Genomic DNA, 14,492 nt, shown 5'->3' on the forward strand with positions numbered 1-14,492 from the left:
CCTTGACCTTAGAAACAATAAATGGCTCTGTTAGTTCGGCGATAATTTTCTCAACTTCCTCTGAGCTTTTTATTTCGTGTTTTTTCTGATTTCTTCCATAGAACTTTGCATCGAACTCTTCTTTTCCTTTGAATAATTTTAAGTCAAGTAACCAGTATTCCTCACTTTCAAAGTCCATGATTTCTTTTTCTCGATCAACTATGATCCTCGTAGTAACAGATTGAACTCTACCTGCACTAAGGCCTTTTCTTATTTTCTTCCAGAGTAGGGGACTTATGCTATAGCCTACCAATCGATCTAGAACTCTTCTAGCTTGTTGCGAATTTACTAGATTCATATCAATTTTTCTTTTATGTTCAATGGCTTTTGTTATGGCATCTTTTGTAATCTCGTGAAATTCAATTCGATCTACTTTCGTTTCATCAAGCTTGAGATATTTAGCAATATGATAGGATATAGCTTCCCCTTCCCTATCAGGGTCAGTTGCTAATAAGATGGTTTTTGCCGTATTTGCTTCCTTTTTTATCTTTTTAAGAATATCACCTTTACCTCTTATAGTAACATAAGAAGGCTCAAAATTATTTTCTATATCAATACCTAGCTTACTCTTTGGAAGGTCCCTAACATGTCCCATTGTTGCTTCCACATTATAATTTCTAGGTAAATACTTCTTTATGGTTTTTGCTTTTGCAGGTGATTCTACAATCACTAGCGTCTTCGAAGCTGCCAATTTGTCACCCCCATATATTAACAGTTGTAAATTATAACAGATTCATATATTTAATTCAAGATTTATTGTTGACTAGCTCAGTATTATATTTGTGTAAAATTATAAATTCATATAAAACATCAGTTTATTTTACATGAGTTCAAGTAAAAATATAGAAAATTCTCCTGTATGTAAAAAGACTTTTGGTTCTACCAAAAGTCTCATACTTTCGCGTAAATATATTCTCTTACTCAAATTAATACTTCCCCATTTTTTTCGTTCTTATACACAAATTCTTAAAAGTCTAATAAGTATATATCTAAGATCCTCCATCGCAAGCTAATCGGAGAATCTTGCTACCTCGCCTACAGGCGAGTAAAGGTTTTGCTTACCACCTTACTACCTTAATGCGCATAATCGTAGTCAGCAAATTGAGTATATTCTTCTAACCAAGCCATATCAATGGTTCGAGTAGCACCATTTCTTTGTTTCGCTATATTAACTTCTGCTAATCTTCTTTCTGCTGGATCTTTTGAATAGTAATAATTTCTAAACAAGAGCATCACTACATCCGCATCTTGCTCGATTGCACCGGATTCTCTTAAATCAGAAAGAATTGGTTTGTGATCTGCTCTAGCATCCGGAGCTCTACTGAGCTGAGATAGTGCTACTACTGGACAGTCCATCTCTCTGGCTAAAGCCTTTAGAGAACGAGAAATTTCAGATATCTCTTGTTGTCTACTCTCGCTTTTTTTGCTACCTTCCATCAATTGAAGATAATCGATCATAATAAGATCTAAGCCGTGCTCAATTTTTAACCGCCTACACTTAGAGCGCATCTCCATTATACCTACTCCTGCAGTGTCATCGATAAATATTTTACTCTTTGATAAATTAGAGCTGGCATAAGCTAGTTTTTCCCAATCCTTTTCATCTAAATTCCCCGTTCGGAGCTTCTGACTATCTATATGAGCTTCACTACACAAAAGACGTTGAGTTAATAGTTCCTTAGACATTTCTAGACTAAATAGGGCCACAGATTTTCCACCCTTTACTGCTGCATTTTGAGCAATATTCAAAGCAAAGGCCGTCTTCCCCATAGAAGGTCTAGCGGCAATCAAGATAAGATCCGATCTTTGCAAACCTGCTGTAATATTGTCTATATCACGAAATCCCGTTGATACTCCTGTAATATTACTGCTGTTTTTTTGAACTTCTTCAATTTTTTCTAAAGTAGAAACTAAGGCCTGTTGAATGTGGATAAAGTCACCTGTGGACTTTCTTTGAGAAATATCAAAAATCCTCTTTTCAGCAGTTTCTAATATCTGTTCGGGCTCCTTAGAAGGTTCATAACATTCATTCATTAAATCTGTTGATGCATTAATAAGTTCTCTAAGGAGAGCCTTTTCTTGGACAATATTGCAGTAGTGTTTTATATTTGTATAAGAAGGTACTAAACCAACTAATTCCGTTAGATAACTACTTCCGCCTACTCTCTCTAGAGTATTTGAATCCTTTAATTTACTGGATAAAGTAATTAAATCTACAGGCTTATTCTCTTTAAACAATTCTACGATAGCTGAAAAAATCTGTTGATGCTGAGGATTATAAAATTCCTTAGAATCTTGAATAATCTCTGTAGCCGTCAATATGGCGTCCTTACTTAAGAGCATGGACCCAAGAACAGACTGTTCAGCTTCTATATTATACGGTGGAACTTTCGCTTTTAAGTCCATGATACTTCCTCCCTTTTTAACTATCGTTAAACAGTCGTCTATATGCTACTCTGACCCAGCTCTCTGCCGGGTCATTCTATCTTTCTTTCACCCTACTATATAGAGAATTCAGCTTTCCGCATTCAGCTTACAAATTTTTTATCCAACGAATGAAGTCATCTCTACACAAAAAGATGACTTATAAGAAGAAATTTTCTATAATGCTTTTACATCAATGTTCAAATTACCATATATTTGAGGTAAAATTTTAATTTTAACTTCAATATGGCCAATGTTTCGTATAGGTTCTGTCAGTTCAATTTTTCTCTTGTCTATTTCGATTTTTTCCATGTCCCTTAAGGCCATAGCAATATCTTTGCTTGTAATGGAGCCGAATAATTTTCCTTCTTCTGAAGCTTTTGATTTCATTGTCAAAGTAGTATTAGAGATTTTCTCCGCTAACACTTTAGCTTCTTCTATTTCTTTTTTCTTTTGTGCCTCTTTTTCCTTTTGCATCTCTTCATTTTTCTTTATATTATCTTTAGTAGCTTCAATAGCTAAATTTTTGGGAAATAAAAAGTTTCTCACATATCCATCTTTTGCATTGACGATTTCGCCCTTTTTTCCTAATCCATTTACATCTTCTAATAAGATTACTTTCATGTATTAACACCTTCCTCTTTGTATTCTTTAATTGCTTTTTTTAGTAATTCCTTTGCTTCCATTATGTTTACATCTGATAATTGAGCACCTGCGATGCTCAAATGGCCTCCTCCGCCCAGTTTTTCAAGGATCAACTGTACACTAACATCACCTAATGATCTTCCGCTAATGATTACTTCATTTTGATCCTGCGCCATAACAAAAGACGCATCCACACCTTGAAGATTGAGCAGTTCATCTGCTGCTTGAGCTACTATTAGCTTAACCTTATCCGTCGAATTTTGAATAACAGAAATAGCCATATTATCTTTCGTTATTTCTGCAGCTTTTATAGCCTCAATTTTAGCTACAAATACATCTTTATCATCTTTAAGTAGGAATTTACATCTGTTAATGTCTGCGCCCTTCCTTTTTAAATAAGAAGCAGCCTCGAAGGTTCTTACTCCTGTTCTAAAAGAAAAATCTTTTGTGTCCATATATATTCCTGCAAGCAACGCAGAAGCCTCTATTTCTTCCAATTTAATATCATCGTCCATATACTCTACAATTTCTGTAACTAATTCGCATGTAGAAGACGCATAAGGTTCTAAATATATAAGGATGGCATTTTCAATAAAGTCTGCACCTCTTCTATGATGATCCACGACAATGATTTTATCCGTCTTCTCTAGTATGGATTCATCTTCTAGTAAACTTTTTCTATGAACATCTACTACAATAACTAAACTCTCACTTGTAATATTTTTATTGGCGTATTCACTAGTCACAAATAAGTCTTTATAGCCTTCATCTATAAGGCTATCATACAAGACATCTATTGACGGATTGCTTTTGTTTAATACAATATAGGCATCCTTTTCTAAGAATCTACTACATCGATAAATCCCAAGAGCGGCTCCCAAACAATCAATGTCTGGAACTTCGTGACCAACTATATATACTTTGTCAGCATTTTGAATAAGGTCTTTAATACCGTGAGCTTTTACACGTGCTTTAACCTTTGTTCTCTTTTCTACTGCCTGAGATTTTCCTCCATAATAAGATATTTTTTCATCTTTTTTTATTACAGCTTGATCTCCACCTCTTGCCAAAGCGATATCTAATGCAGATTTTGATAATTTTTGGTTTTCTAGAAAAGAAGTAGCTTGTCTAGAGTGACCTATACCTATACTTAAGGTTATAGGCATATTGTTTCCACTTTGAGTTTCTCTAATAATATCAAGTACGTGAAATCTTTTTTCTTCCATTAAATATAAGTGTTTTTTTTCAAATACCATCAAATATTTATCCGTATCATACTTTTTTAAAAATGCATTCATTTCATTTGCCCATGAATTGATTTTCCGATCAATAATTGCGCTAATAAGAGGTCTATAGCTTTCACTTGCATCCTGAAGGATCTCATCAAAATTATCAATTTGAATATATGCCATTAAAGGTTTTTGATTTATGTAATTTTGTTTTACCTCTTCTTGTTCTGTTATATCTAGCCAGTATAACATCGTAATATCTTCATTATTAATATTCTCTACTGCATTTAGAAATACTTTATAGGTTTTCCCTTCTAAAGCATATGAAATGGGCTTCTTATTTTCAAGCCCTTCTTTTATTTTTTTTAAATCTATATTAGGAAGTAAATCGGGAAACTTCATAGAAATTAGATTTTCCACTTTGCAAATACTGCTAAAGTGAGCATTATACCATACAATTTCACCCTCATTTTTAACAATGAGCAATGGAAAAGGCAAATCTAATAAGATATTTTGAGTTGCGGCATCAATATCTAATGCAAGATTTTCGATCATTTCCTTCCAATTTTCTTTACTTCTACTAGTACTTACCGTCTTATAATAAATAAGAAACACCAAAAAAAGTGCTGTTACAATAGATATTATTATATTATATTTAAACATAATTACAGCAAGTATGCCAATAATCCATAAGTATATATCCTGATTTGGCATAATGAACTTCTTAAATTTATGACTCTTCATTTACTCACCACCCTAAAGACAAAATGTCTTCCTCAAAACTGTCCATTTTATACTGAATCCATTTTTTATAATCTATATGCTTAGATTATAAAAAATGGCTCCACAAGGAACCATTATAATCTTTATTCTGCTGTATATGGTAATAATGCAACTGTTCTAGCTCTTTTAATTTGTACAGTTACTTCTCTTTGATGTTTTGCACAATTTCCGCTTACTCTTCTAGGTAAGATTTTACCTCTTTCAGTAACGTATTTGCTTAAAGTTTTTATATCTTTATAATCAATTTGGCTTGATTTGTTTTCACAAAAGTGACAAACTTTTTTCTTGCCTCTTCTAAAAGGTTTTGCCATTGTTCTCCCTCCTTCTTTCTAGAATGGAAGATCATCATCATCTTCTTCAATAGGATGAAAATCATCTAATGGAACACCAAAATCTTGATTAAATTCATTATTCGATTGATTGTCTCTTTTCGAACCTAAAAATTCAATTTCTTCGGCTACTACTTCAGTAACATAAACCCTTTTACCTTCTTTATTTTCATAATTACGGGTTTGTATTCTGCCCTGTACCGCTATTTGGCTGCCCTTAGATTGATATTTTGATAAGTTTTCACCCGTTATTCCCCAGGCTACGCAGTTTATAAAATCCGCTTCTTGTGGCTTATCTTTTTGTTTTCTTCTATTCACTGCTATAGAAAAACTCGCTACTGGGGTTCCTTGACCTGTATATCGAAGTTCTGGATCTCTCGTTAATCTTCCTATTAAAACTACTTTATTCATCTTCCATCACCCAATTAATTTTCTTTATTTATGATCATGTGGCGTATGAAATTTTCGTTAATTTTGAAGTTATGCTCTAATTCTGGTAATACTTTACTTTCTGCACTAAAGTTAATTAGAACGTAGTATCCTTCAGTATACTTTTTATCGATTAAATAAGCTAATTTTCTTTTGCCCCATTCTTCGATTGATTCAACTTCGCCAGCTTTTTCAATTGCTGCTTTTACTCTTTCGATAATGCCTTTAATTGCGTCTTCTGCTAAATCTGTTTTAAGCACAAACATTGTTTCATATTTTTTCATGTCTATTCACCTCCCCATGGACTATGGCCCTTTATAAAAAAGAGCAAGGAAAAAATGTGTGTCTTATTCACACATTATTTTAAAATATATCACAAATCTTATTATAGTACAAGTATTATTTTAGATAGGTTAGAGTATTTTTTTGATTCTCTTCTCAAATTTATCTCTTGGCAACATAACGATTCTCCCGCAGCCTTCACATTTTATCTTTATATCCATGCCTAATCGAATGATTTTCCAAGTATCGCTACCACATGGATGTTTCTTCTTTGTTTGTACTATAGTATTTAATTCGTAATTCTTGTCCAATGTGATTTCCCCTTTCTTATCAGTAAAATAAATAGCCTATATAGAAATAGGAGGCTAAAATAGAATTGTTGATTTCGTTGACTAAATCACCTTTAATACCTAACATCGCAATGGTGTAGAGGATACTCACAATCACTATATTCGATACAATACCTCTAATAAGTCCAATAACGCCACCGCCTATTTTATTGAAGAAATTTAATATAGGTAATTTAAAAACAGAGTTGATACCCCTGACGAAAATGGACAGTATTATTCTAATGATGAAAAAAATTAACAGAAAGCTAATAATATGTACAATTCCTTTTGCTATTGCATTTAGAAATTCATCCATAAAGGGAAGATCTCCCCCTGTGAATAATTGAGTTATATAGGAATGGGCACCATTAGGTAAGTTTTCGATTGATGCACCATTGTTTATGCTGTTTTGAATGCCTATAGGAATTAGGGATTTAATTTCTTCTAATATTTTAGTATTAGAAATCAAAAACTCTCCTAATCTCTCATAATAAGCATTTGCAGTCATAAATGAAATAACGAAAGAAAACAAGGCCGCCAAAGAAAAAATCAATCCTTTGCGAATCCCTGATAATATGCTAAAAACAAATACAAAAACAATCAACAAATCAAGCCAAGACATGTTTCCCTCCGTGAAATATATTCGCAGATTACCTCAGCACTACCAACCAATCTGCTATTTCGAACATTATATCACATTAATTTGTTGATGAATACCGAAGGATGTCGGAGAAAAGGAAAATTGTTGTAATGAAATGATAAAGAAGTTAATTATAATTATATGGTAATGCAAGTTTGCGGAAAGCGGAATGTGGAAAGCTGAAAACTCGCCCGAAGACGAGTAGATTAGACCCTAGCATTATAATTCGTCTCTATTTAAGGGTTCTCCTTACCACCTTACCACCTTACCACCTTACTACCTTACTACCTAACCACCTTATTCAAAACAACGATGTATAAAGCCTCTTTCTCAATATATTATCAATGTCTTCAGGCGTTTTGTCTTTTATATCTATAATCAATACCCCATGATTGCTAGTACTATTCATCATACTATTATTTACACCATTTAAAAAGTCGCTATCATAAGTACTATGATACAAAACACCATCGACTCTCTCTTTTGAGTACAAAGAAACAACTTTATAATTCATCCTTCTCAGGCTATTGGCTAATTCTCCATATTTATTATCTAAGGCTACAATCAAAATAAAAACACCTCCACAATTAGTATGAGGTGTTTTTTCTTTTTTATCCCAAATTTCTATTGACTGTTTTTAGATTCTTTCGATTTTTTTATAAAAGAACCTAAATATCCTCCTATAAGCAAGACTAGTATGACTACAGCTACATTAATATCCATTTGTATATAAACACTGCTTTTTTCAAACAAAGTCATAATCGATTCAAATGGCTTATTCCAAAACAATGTTGGTGCCCCTATTATATAAAACAGAGAATAATTTTGGATACTACTTAATTCTTGTATGCTCTCAAGTATTTGCCCAGCTATTAAAAATAGTATGATTGGAAGAGTTGTAACAATGCTTAATTGGAGAACACTGATTTCTCTCTTTTTTTCTCCACTTATAGAATACTTTAGTGCTAATACAAAGTACATAGCCAAAATTAATATGGTAACGCTAATAGATACGGTAATGTTTTTATTAGAAATAAGCGAGTAAACAAGGCATATTCCCAAATGTAAAATATTCCCTATTGTCGCATATTTTAGTACATCATTCCAAACTGTTTTCATCTAATTCCTCCAGTATTACCTTATATTTCATGTTAAGTTCGATTTGTATGTCGAGTGTTTTTAGAATTCCCGCGTTATTTTGATAGCTGAAGTTTTGCCACCTTCGGATGGCTTAGTATAAGATCCTTCGACTAAAGCCTCAGGATGACAAAATAGCAGTCTGAGATCTAGATTGCTCACCTAAAGGAGAGTAGTGTTTTTCCCTTCAGCATTCCACTTTCCGCTTTCCACAAAGATGTTTCACGTGAAACATCCTTCTACATTATTCGATTAATTGTCTTATGATACGCTCTAAATCGTCATCGCTATAGTAATCAATTTCGATTTTTCCTTTTGAATTCTTATATTTAATTTTTACTTTTGTTCCCATATGTCTTTGGACTCTTTCTTGGAGATCTAGTATGTAATCTTGATCACTTCCCTCATCTTTTACTTTAGGATGATCTTGAGGGTCTTTCAATTCCTCTTTTTCTTTTAGAGTTTGAGCAATCTTTTCAGCTTCTCTAACAGATAAGTTTTCTTCAACTATTTTTTGAGCTAATTTCTCTTGTAGATTTTCTGGAACGGACAATACAGCTCTACCATGACCTGCTGTTAGGGTATTTTCTTTTATCATATCCTGAATTTTATCAGGCAGATGCAGTAATCTCAATGTGTTTGCAATAGCTACTCGGCTTTTCCCAAGTTTTTCAGCTAATTGGCTTTGGGTTAGCTCATATTTTTCCATAATCTCTTTATAGGCTTGTGCTTCTTCTAAATCATTTAAATCTTCCCGCTGAAGATTTTCAATCAATGCTACTTCCATCTTTTCTTCATCAGACAATTCTTTTAAGATTACAGGTATCTTCTTTATACCTGCCTTCATGGCAGCTCTCCATCTTCTTTCTCCAGCAATAATCTCGTATCCATTTTGGACTTTAGATACAAGAATAGGTTGAATTACTCCGTGTTGAGAGATAGAATGAGATAATTCCTGTAGTTTTTCTTCATCGAATTCTTTTCGAGGCTGATTTTTATTGGGGATAATCTCTTGAATACGAATCTCAAGAACTCCAGAATCTGGTGCTTGCTCTAATTGAGGTATTAACGCACCTAATCCTTTTCCTAATCCTTTTTTTGTATTATTCACCAGAATCCTTTCCTTTCTTAATAAACTCCTCTGCTAATTCTTTATAAGCGATAGCACCTTTAGAACTAGAATCATATTCTTCAATGGTTTCTCCATAGCTTGGAGCCTCTGCTAATCTTACATTTCGAGGAATCATGGTTTTAAAAACTTTATCCTTAAAAAATTTGCGTACCTCCTCAGCTACTTGCAAGGATAAGTTTGTTCTGCCATCGTACATAGTTAGCACAATACCTTCAATTTCTAAGGGGATGTGAAGTCCTCTCCTCACTAAATCAATCGTCTTTACAAGCTGACTTACTCCTTCTATAGCATAGTACTCACATTGAATAGGTATGAGTACGGAATGAGAAGCAGTTAAAGCATTAATTGAAATTAAACCTAAAGAAGGAGGACAATCAATAAATATGTAATCGTACTTTTCATTTAATTGGTCTATAAGTTTTCTTATCCTAAGCTCTTTTTCACTTTTTTGATTGATTTCGATTTCGGCTCCTGCCAAATTAGCATCAGAAGGTACTAAATCCAAATTTTCATATCTCGTTTTTAAAATAATATCTTCCATAGAAATATTATTAACCATGCCATCGTATAATGTGCTTTCTAAATTATCCTTTTCAAAGCCAAAGCCACTAGTTGTATTTCCCTGTGGATCTGCATCAATGACCAGCACTTTATAACCTAATAAACTTACATAGGCACTTAGGTTGATATTAGTAGTCGTCTTTCCAACTCCACCTTTTTGGTTATATATTGAAACTACCTTTGTCATCTTCAGTCTCCTTTTGTCGATATAGTATCATTTTAACATTAATGTAATTTATATTAAAGGAAGTTTTGTATACTTTCATGAATTGGAAAAAAAGTGCTTGCGCACTTTCAGTCCTTAAACATTAGACCCTAGTCACTGGCTTGCATGTATTCCTCTTAGGTCTAAGATTCTTCGCTTGCGCTCAGAATGACAAAAGCAGGAGCTAGAGGCAAGGATTTTTCTAATATATAAAGACATCACATTGTGATACTGGTTTATCGCAATGTGATGCCTCAAGGAGTGTATTTTTAATTACTATCTACTTGTGTGATTAAATTTAAACCAAAATATAACGCCATCTTCACTATTTCTAGCTCCATAAGAAAATCCGTGCATTTGTAAAATCCTACCTGAAATAGCTAAACCTAGACCCGTACCTTTAGAATGGCTTCGGGCTGTATCACCTTTCTTAAACGGTAACCATATTTCCTCTATTATATTTTCAGGTATAAAGCTACCACTATTATATACTTCTAATGAATCCTCTAATATTCTTATACTAATAGTGCCTCCTGTAGGTGTGTTGTTAAGGGCATTGACAAAAAAGTTATCTATAACTCTTAGCATCAAAGATATATCCGCCTTGATTACAGCTTCACCGCCTAAAGAAGTCGTTATTCCTTTTTCTTCCCAAACTGGTTTATAGCGCTCAATAATTGTTCTACATACGTCTATAAGTGCCACATCTTCGAAATTAACTTTAAGGGAATCCGCCTCTAATCTGGTTAACTCAAGCATATTATGAATGATTTGATCCATACGGATGACATTTACTTGGATATGATTGGCGTAATGCTCTCTTTTCTCTGTATGGACATTTGCTTGTAAATTCTCCGCATATCCAGCAATAATACTTAAAGGAGTTTTTAGATCATGAGCTAGGGCATTAGTCATTTCTTTTCGGTGATTTTCTAATTTTTCTTGTTGTTTATAGGTTTTAAAAGTTTGTTTTGCAAGTATAAAGGCTGCAATATTAAATGTAAAGAAACAAGAAATCCAAACAAACGCTAAACTTGGGAGACAACGCTCTCCAATATTGATATCACTTCCTATTACGGTCCAAAAGTCGCTTATGGCTTGACCATCATCTATCCTAACTGCATTCTGATAAGGTACTGCTAAGTAGTATCGATAAGTTAGTAATTCAATTCTTTGAGATAGATTTCTTTTAGATAGATTTTCAGGGTCATTATACTCATCAATAGCTTCTTTTAAATGAGATTCTTCTACTACCATTTGACGGAGCTCATCTCTTTTTTTGTTATTCGGATTACTAGAACTATATGTGGTAATGGCTCCACTTTCAAAGTATGGCAAATCCTTTATATTTTTATGTTCTGGTTTATAGACAATTTTATCCGTATGAATACCACTACTTGCATTTACATGTCCTTCTGCATCAAGTCCACTAGCATACATAGGATTAACAGTAATTTTTTCTGGAATAATCATTCCATTATCGACCCAGAAGCCCTTTAAGTCTATTGAATACCCTGAAAGATCTCCTACTTTTTTAGGATGTGGATTAGTGTATAAATATTCTTCAATCTCCTTTATTTCTTCTTCACTAAACCAATTCTTTGGATTCAAATAAGCAAATCCTGTATAATCATTATTTTCATCTGTATAGGTACATAACCAGTACTTATTCGTATTGAAAAGAAGTTTATAGTCACCTGTAAATATTGCTACTTCAGAGTCCATAATAGTGAAAAGAGGGGTCTCCTGTAATAATTCATTTTTTACTTTAGATATATTTGTCAGCTGCATGTCTTTATTTAAATAATCTTGAAAGATTTTTTCTACTCTATCATTGAAATACAAGGCGTACATCTCAAGCTCCATGCTAGCTGCTTTTCTTTCCTGAGATACTAAAAATACGCTAAAACCAATCATAAGTATCAGATAAGTAGCTAAAAACACACCAAAAACACGCAAGTAAATTGTGCTCTTTACTTTCTTCTTTCTCATTACTTTCCCTCCAGCTTATAGCCTTTTTTAAATACTGTCTTAATTTGTGAAGAAGCATCACCTAATGCTTGCCGTAATTTTTTTATGTGATTATCTACAACCCTATCATTCCCATCAAAATCATATCCCCAAATCCTAGTAAGAAATATATCTCGACTCATCACTTGACCAGGATTCTCTATAAGGATTTTTAGGATAGCAAACTCTATAGGTGCCAATTCTACTTCGTCTTCATTTACCATAGCGATGCATCTATATGGGTCTAATTTTATACTGCCTACCATCATTACTTCCGTCCTTACCATACCTTTTGCACGTTTTAATAAAGCCGTTACTTTAGCATAAAGCTCTGCCAAAGAAAAGGGCTTAATAACATAGTCATCACATCCAAGCCTATAGCCATATAATCGATCATCTTCACTGTGTCTTGCTGTAATAAAGATAATAGGCACATCACTGGTTTTTCTAAGTTCTCGACAAATTGTAAATCCATCTACCTCTGGAAGCATTACATCTAAAAGCACCAAGTCATACTCATCCTCAGCATATTTTTGTTGACCCTCTTCTCCAGTTTTAGCCATACTTATAATAAAAGCTCCACCACTTTTTTCTGTGAAAAAATCTGAAATAATTTCTCTCATCTCTGGATCGTCTTCCACTAAAAGAAGCTTAAATGCCATCCCCCTCACCTCCAAATATAGCTTAGCATATAAATATATCTTTTTTGTATGCTCTTTATGCTTTACAACTTAAATATAAAGACAAAATACGACAAGAAAGTGCCTTTGGCACTTTAGTCGCTAGTCATTAGTCTTTAGTCACTAGCATTTGGGTATTCCTTTTGGGTCAGTCGAGTAGATAGAGCCTTGCGGCTCTTCTCCCTCACAGAACCGTACGTGCGCTATTAACGCATACGGCTCTTCACTCGGTCATTCACTTTAATAGCATTGTTATTAGTATACATTCACTTTTATACGCGGTTTAGTTATTGGCATGTATTCTAAAATCTTGTTATATTTATCCCAGTTCATCTTATGCTTTTGCGTTCTCCGTTTTAGGGTTTTATATAACTGTTTTACTGTCAGATAATAGAATGCATTTATGCTTTTACTGTTATCCGTTATCCCATAATAATTGTAGTGTCCTATTAGTTTTCTATTCAGTATTTTGATGGTTTCATTCAATGGTTTATGCATTCTTTCACGAATCCATATTTTCATCTTTGCTATCTTTGTCTTTTGTTTCTTACGACTCGTCTTTCTTTTTACTCGAAACCATCCTTGTTTATTCTTGCTACAGTAGTGGGTAAAGCCTAGAAAATCAAATGTTCCTGGCTTGCCTTCTCCTCGCTTCTCTCGATTGCTTTCGGCAAACCTTCCAAACTCTAGTATTTTACTTTTGTTTTCTGCTACTTCTAGACCAAACTTTCTTAATCTTTCTTTTAGCTGAAAGTAAAACAGTTCTGCTTCTTCTAGATATCGAAAGCAACATACAAAGTCATCTGCATATCTCACCATTTGACATTCACCTTTGTTTTGCTTCTTGATTTTCTTTTCAAACCAAAGGTCTAATACGTAATGTAGATAGACATTTGCTAGTATAGGCGATATGACCCCTCCTTGTGGCGTTCCCTGGTCTGTTTCTATATGTTTACCATCTTCTAGTATGCCTGCCTTTAGAAATCTTTTAATAATCCTTATAAAGTTCTTATCTTCTATATCGTTTTCTAGGAATTTTATCATCCATTCATGGTCTACGTTATCAAAGAATCCTTTGATATCCATATCTACTATATAGTTGACTTTCTTCTTTTCGATTACTCTTCCAAGTTTCTTTAGGGCATCATGACAACTTTTCTTTGGTCTAAATCCATAGGATACATCTACAAATTTCTCTTCATAGATTGCCGTTAGGATTTTCGCCATTACACCTTGCACTAACTTATCTTCATATGCAGGGATTCCCAAGCCTCTTTTCTCTTTACTGCCGTCTTTAGGTATATATATCCTTCGGACTTCTTGTGGTTTATAGGCTTGTCTTTTCATTTTGTCTACAAGATTTGCAAGATTTTCTTCTAGGTTTAGTTCGTATTCTTCCTTCGTTACTCTATCTACTCCTGTAGCCTTTCCTGATTTCATTTGCTTATGTTGCTCTCTCAGGTTCTCTACATTTATATGGTGTACTAGTGTTTGTACTTTTCCATGTTTTCTTGCTATTTCCGCTATCCTATTCATTTCTGTTTCCATCTCTACTCACCTCTAGTGTGTTTGATGTTTCCCTTTCAAGGTCGACTTTGTGCTACCGCCTTCCCTCCACGGTCATTACTCGTTTCATTG

General features: G+C 33.7%; 16 protein-coding genes. All 16 read right to left on the reverse strand.

All coding sequences use genetic code 11. The features are described from left to right. Positions 1–730, reverse strand: a 730-nt coding sequence (locus Q7P22_RS10720; protein ID WP_303864013.1) for a type IA DNA topoisomerase, incomplete at its 3' end; no start/stop codon positions are given. 383 nt (positions 731–1,113) lie between these two features. Beyond that, the gene (gene dnaB, locus Q7P22_RS10725) at positions 1,114–2,445 is read right to left on the reverse strand and encodes a replicative DNA helicase (protein WP_303864015.1); all 1,332 of its coding nucleotides are present in this window, start codon (positions 2,443–2,445) and stop codon (positions 1,114–1,116) included. Positions 2,446–2,640: 195 nt separating this feature from the next. Then, positions 2,641–3,087 carry a 50S ribosomal protein L9 gene (gene rplI, locus Q7P22_RS10730; RefSeq protein WP_303864017.1) on the reverse strand — a complete coding sequence of 149 codons (447 nt, stop codon included), beginning with the start codon at positions 3,085–3,087 and terminating at the stop codon, positions 2,641–2,643. Next, entirely contained in the window at positions 3,084–5,081 is a 1,998-nt protein-coding gene (locus Q7P22_RS10735) for a DHH family phosphoesterase (protein ID WP_113921024.1), read from the reverse strand. Before Q7P22_RS10735 ends, rplI begins: the two co-directional genes overlap by 4 nt. 122 nt (positions 5,082–5,203) lie before the next feature. Continuing rightward, the gene (gene rpsR, locus Q7P22_RS10740) at positions 5,204–5,431 is read right to left on the reverse strand and encodes a 30S ribosomal protein S18 (RefSeq protein ID WP_187387074.1); all 228 of its coding nucleotides are present in this window, start codon (positions 5,429–5,431) and stop codon (positions 5,204–5,206) included. Positions 5,432–5,449: 18 nt separating this feature from the next. Then, the gene (locus Q7P22_RS10745) at positions 5,450–5,860 is read right to left on the reverse strand and encodes a single-stranded DNA-binding protein (protein WP_303864022.1); all 411 of its coding nucleotides are present in this window, start codon (positions 5,858–5,860) and stop codon (positions 5,450–5,452) included. A gap of 14 nt (positions 5,861–5,874) precedes the next feature. Then, positions 5,875–6,162: a 30S ribosomal protein S6 gene (gene rpsF, locus Q7P22_RS10750; RefSeq protein ID WP_113921025.1), complete on the reverse strand. Its 288-nt coding sequence runs from the start codon at positions 6,160–6,162 to the stop codon at positions 5,875–5,877. A gap of 129 nt (positions 6,163–6,291) precedes the next feature. After that, entirely contained in the window at positions 6,292–6,471 is a 180-nt protein-coding gene (locus Q7P22_RS10755; protein ID WP_113921026.1) for a DUF951 domain-containing protein, read from the reverse strand. Between the two features lie 19 nt (positions 6,472–6,490). Next, complete coding sequence (locus Q7P22_RS10760) at positions 6,491–7,111, reverse strand: CvpA family protein (RefSeq protein WP_303864025.1); 621 nt, start codon at positions 7,109–7,111, stop codon at positions 6,491–6,493. Positions 7,112–7,430: 319 nt separating this feature from the next. Next, positions 7,431–7,697: a YkuS family protein gene (locus tag Q7P22_RS10765; protein WP_170128261.1), complete on the reverse strand. Its 267-nt coding sequence runs from the start codon at positions 7,695–7,697 to the stop codon at positions 7,431–7,433. 56 nt (positions 7,698–7,753) lie between these two features. After that, complete coding sequence (locus Q7P22_RS10770) at positions 7,754–8,248, reverse strand: hypothetical protein (protein ID WP_303864028.1); 495 nt, start codon at positions 8,246–8,248, stop codon at positions 7,754–7,756. Positions 8,249–8,510: 262 nt separating this feature from the next. After that, positions 8,511–9,377, reverse strand: a complete 867-nt coding sequence (locus tag Q7P22_RS10775) for a ParB/RepB/Spo0J family partition protein (protein WP_303864030.1) — start codon at positions 9,375–9,377, stop codon at positions 8,511–8,513. Further along, positions 9,370–10,146 carry a ParA family protein gene (locus tag Q7P22_RS10780; protein ID WP_303864032.1) on the reverse strand — a complete coding sequence of 259 codons (777 nt, stop codon included), beginning with the start codon at positions 10,144–10,146 and terminating at the stop codon, positions 9,370–9,372. Before Q7P22_RS10780 ends, Q7P22_RS10775 begins: the two co-directional genes overlap by 8 nt. Positions 10,147–10,440: 294 nt before the next feature. Continuing rightward, a complete protein-coding gene (locus Q7P22_RS10785; RefSeq protein WP_303864034.1) occupies positions 10,441–12,156 on the reverse strand; it encodes a cell wall metabolism sensor histidine kinase WalK in 1,716 nt (571 codons plus the stop codon). Then, the gene (locus Q7P22_RS10790) at positions 12,156–12,836 is read right to left on the reverse strand and encodes a response regulator transcription factor (protein WP_303864036.1); all 681 of its coding nucleotides are present in this window, start codon (positions 12,834–12,836) and stop codon (positions 12,156–12,158) included. Before Q7P22_RS10790 ends, Q7P22_RS10785 begins: the two co-directional genes overlap by 1 nt. Positions 12,837–13,109: 273 nt before the next feature. Further along, positions 13,110–14,402 (reverse strand): group II intron reverse transcriptase/maturase, encoded by a 1,293-nt coding sequence (gene ltrA / locus Q7P22_RS10795; RefSeq protein WP_303864038.1) that lies wholly within the window; start codon positions 14,400–14,402, stop codon positions 13,110–13,112. Positions 14,403–14,492 lie beyond the last annotated feature (90 nt).

Origin of the sequence: Alkalibaculum bacchi, from assembly GCF_937875145.1 — a bacterium.
In the GTDB taxonomy this organism is placed as follows: Bacteria; Bacillota; Clostridia; order Eubacteriales; family Alkalibacteraceae; genus Alkalibaculum; species Alkalibaculum bacchi_A.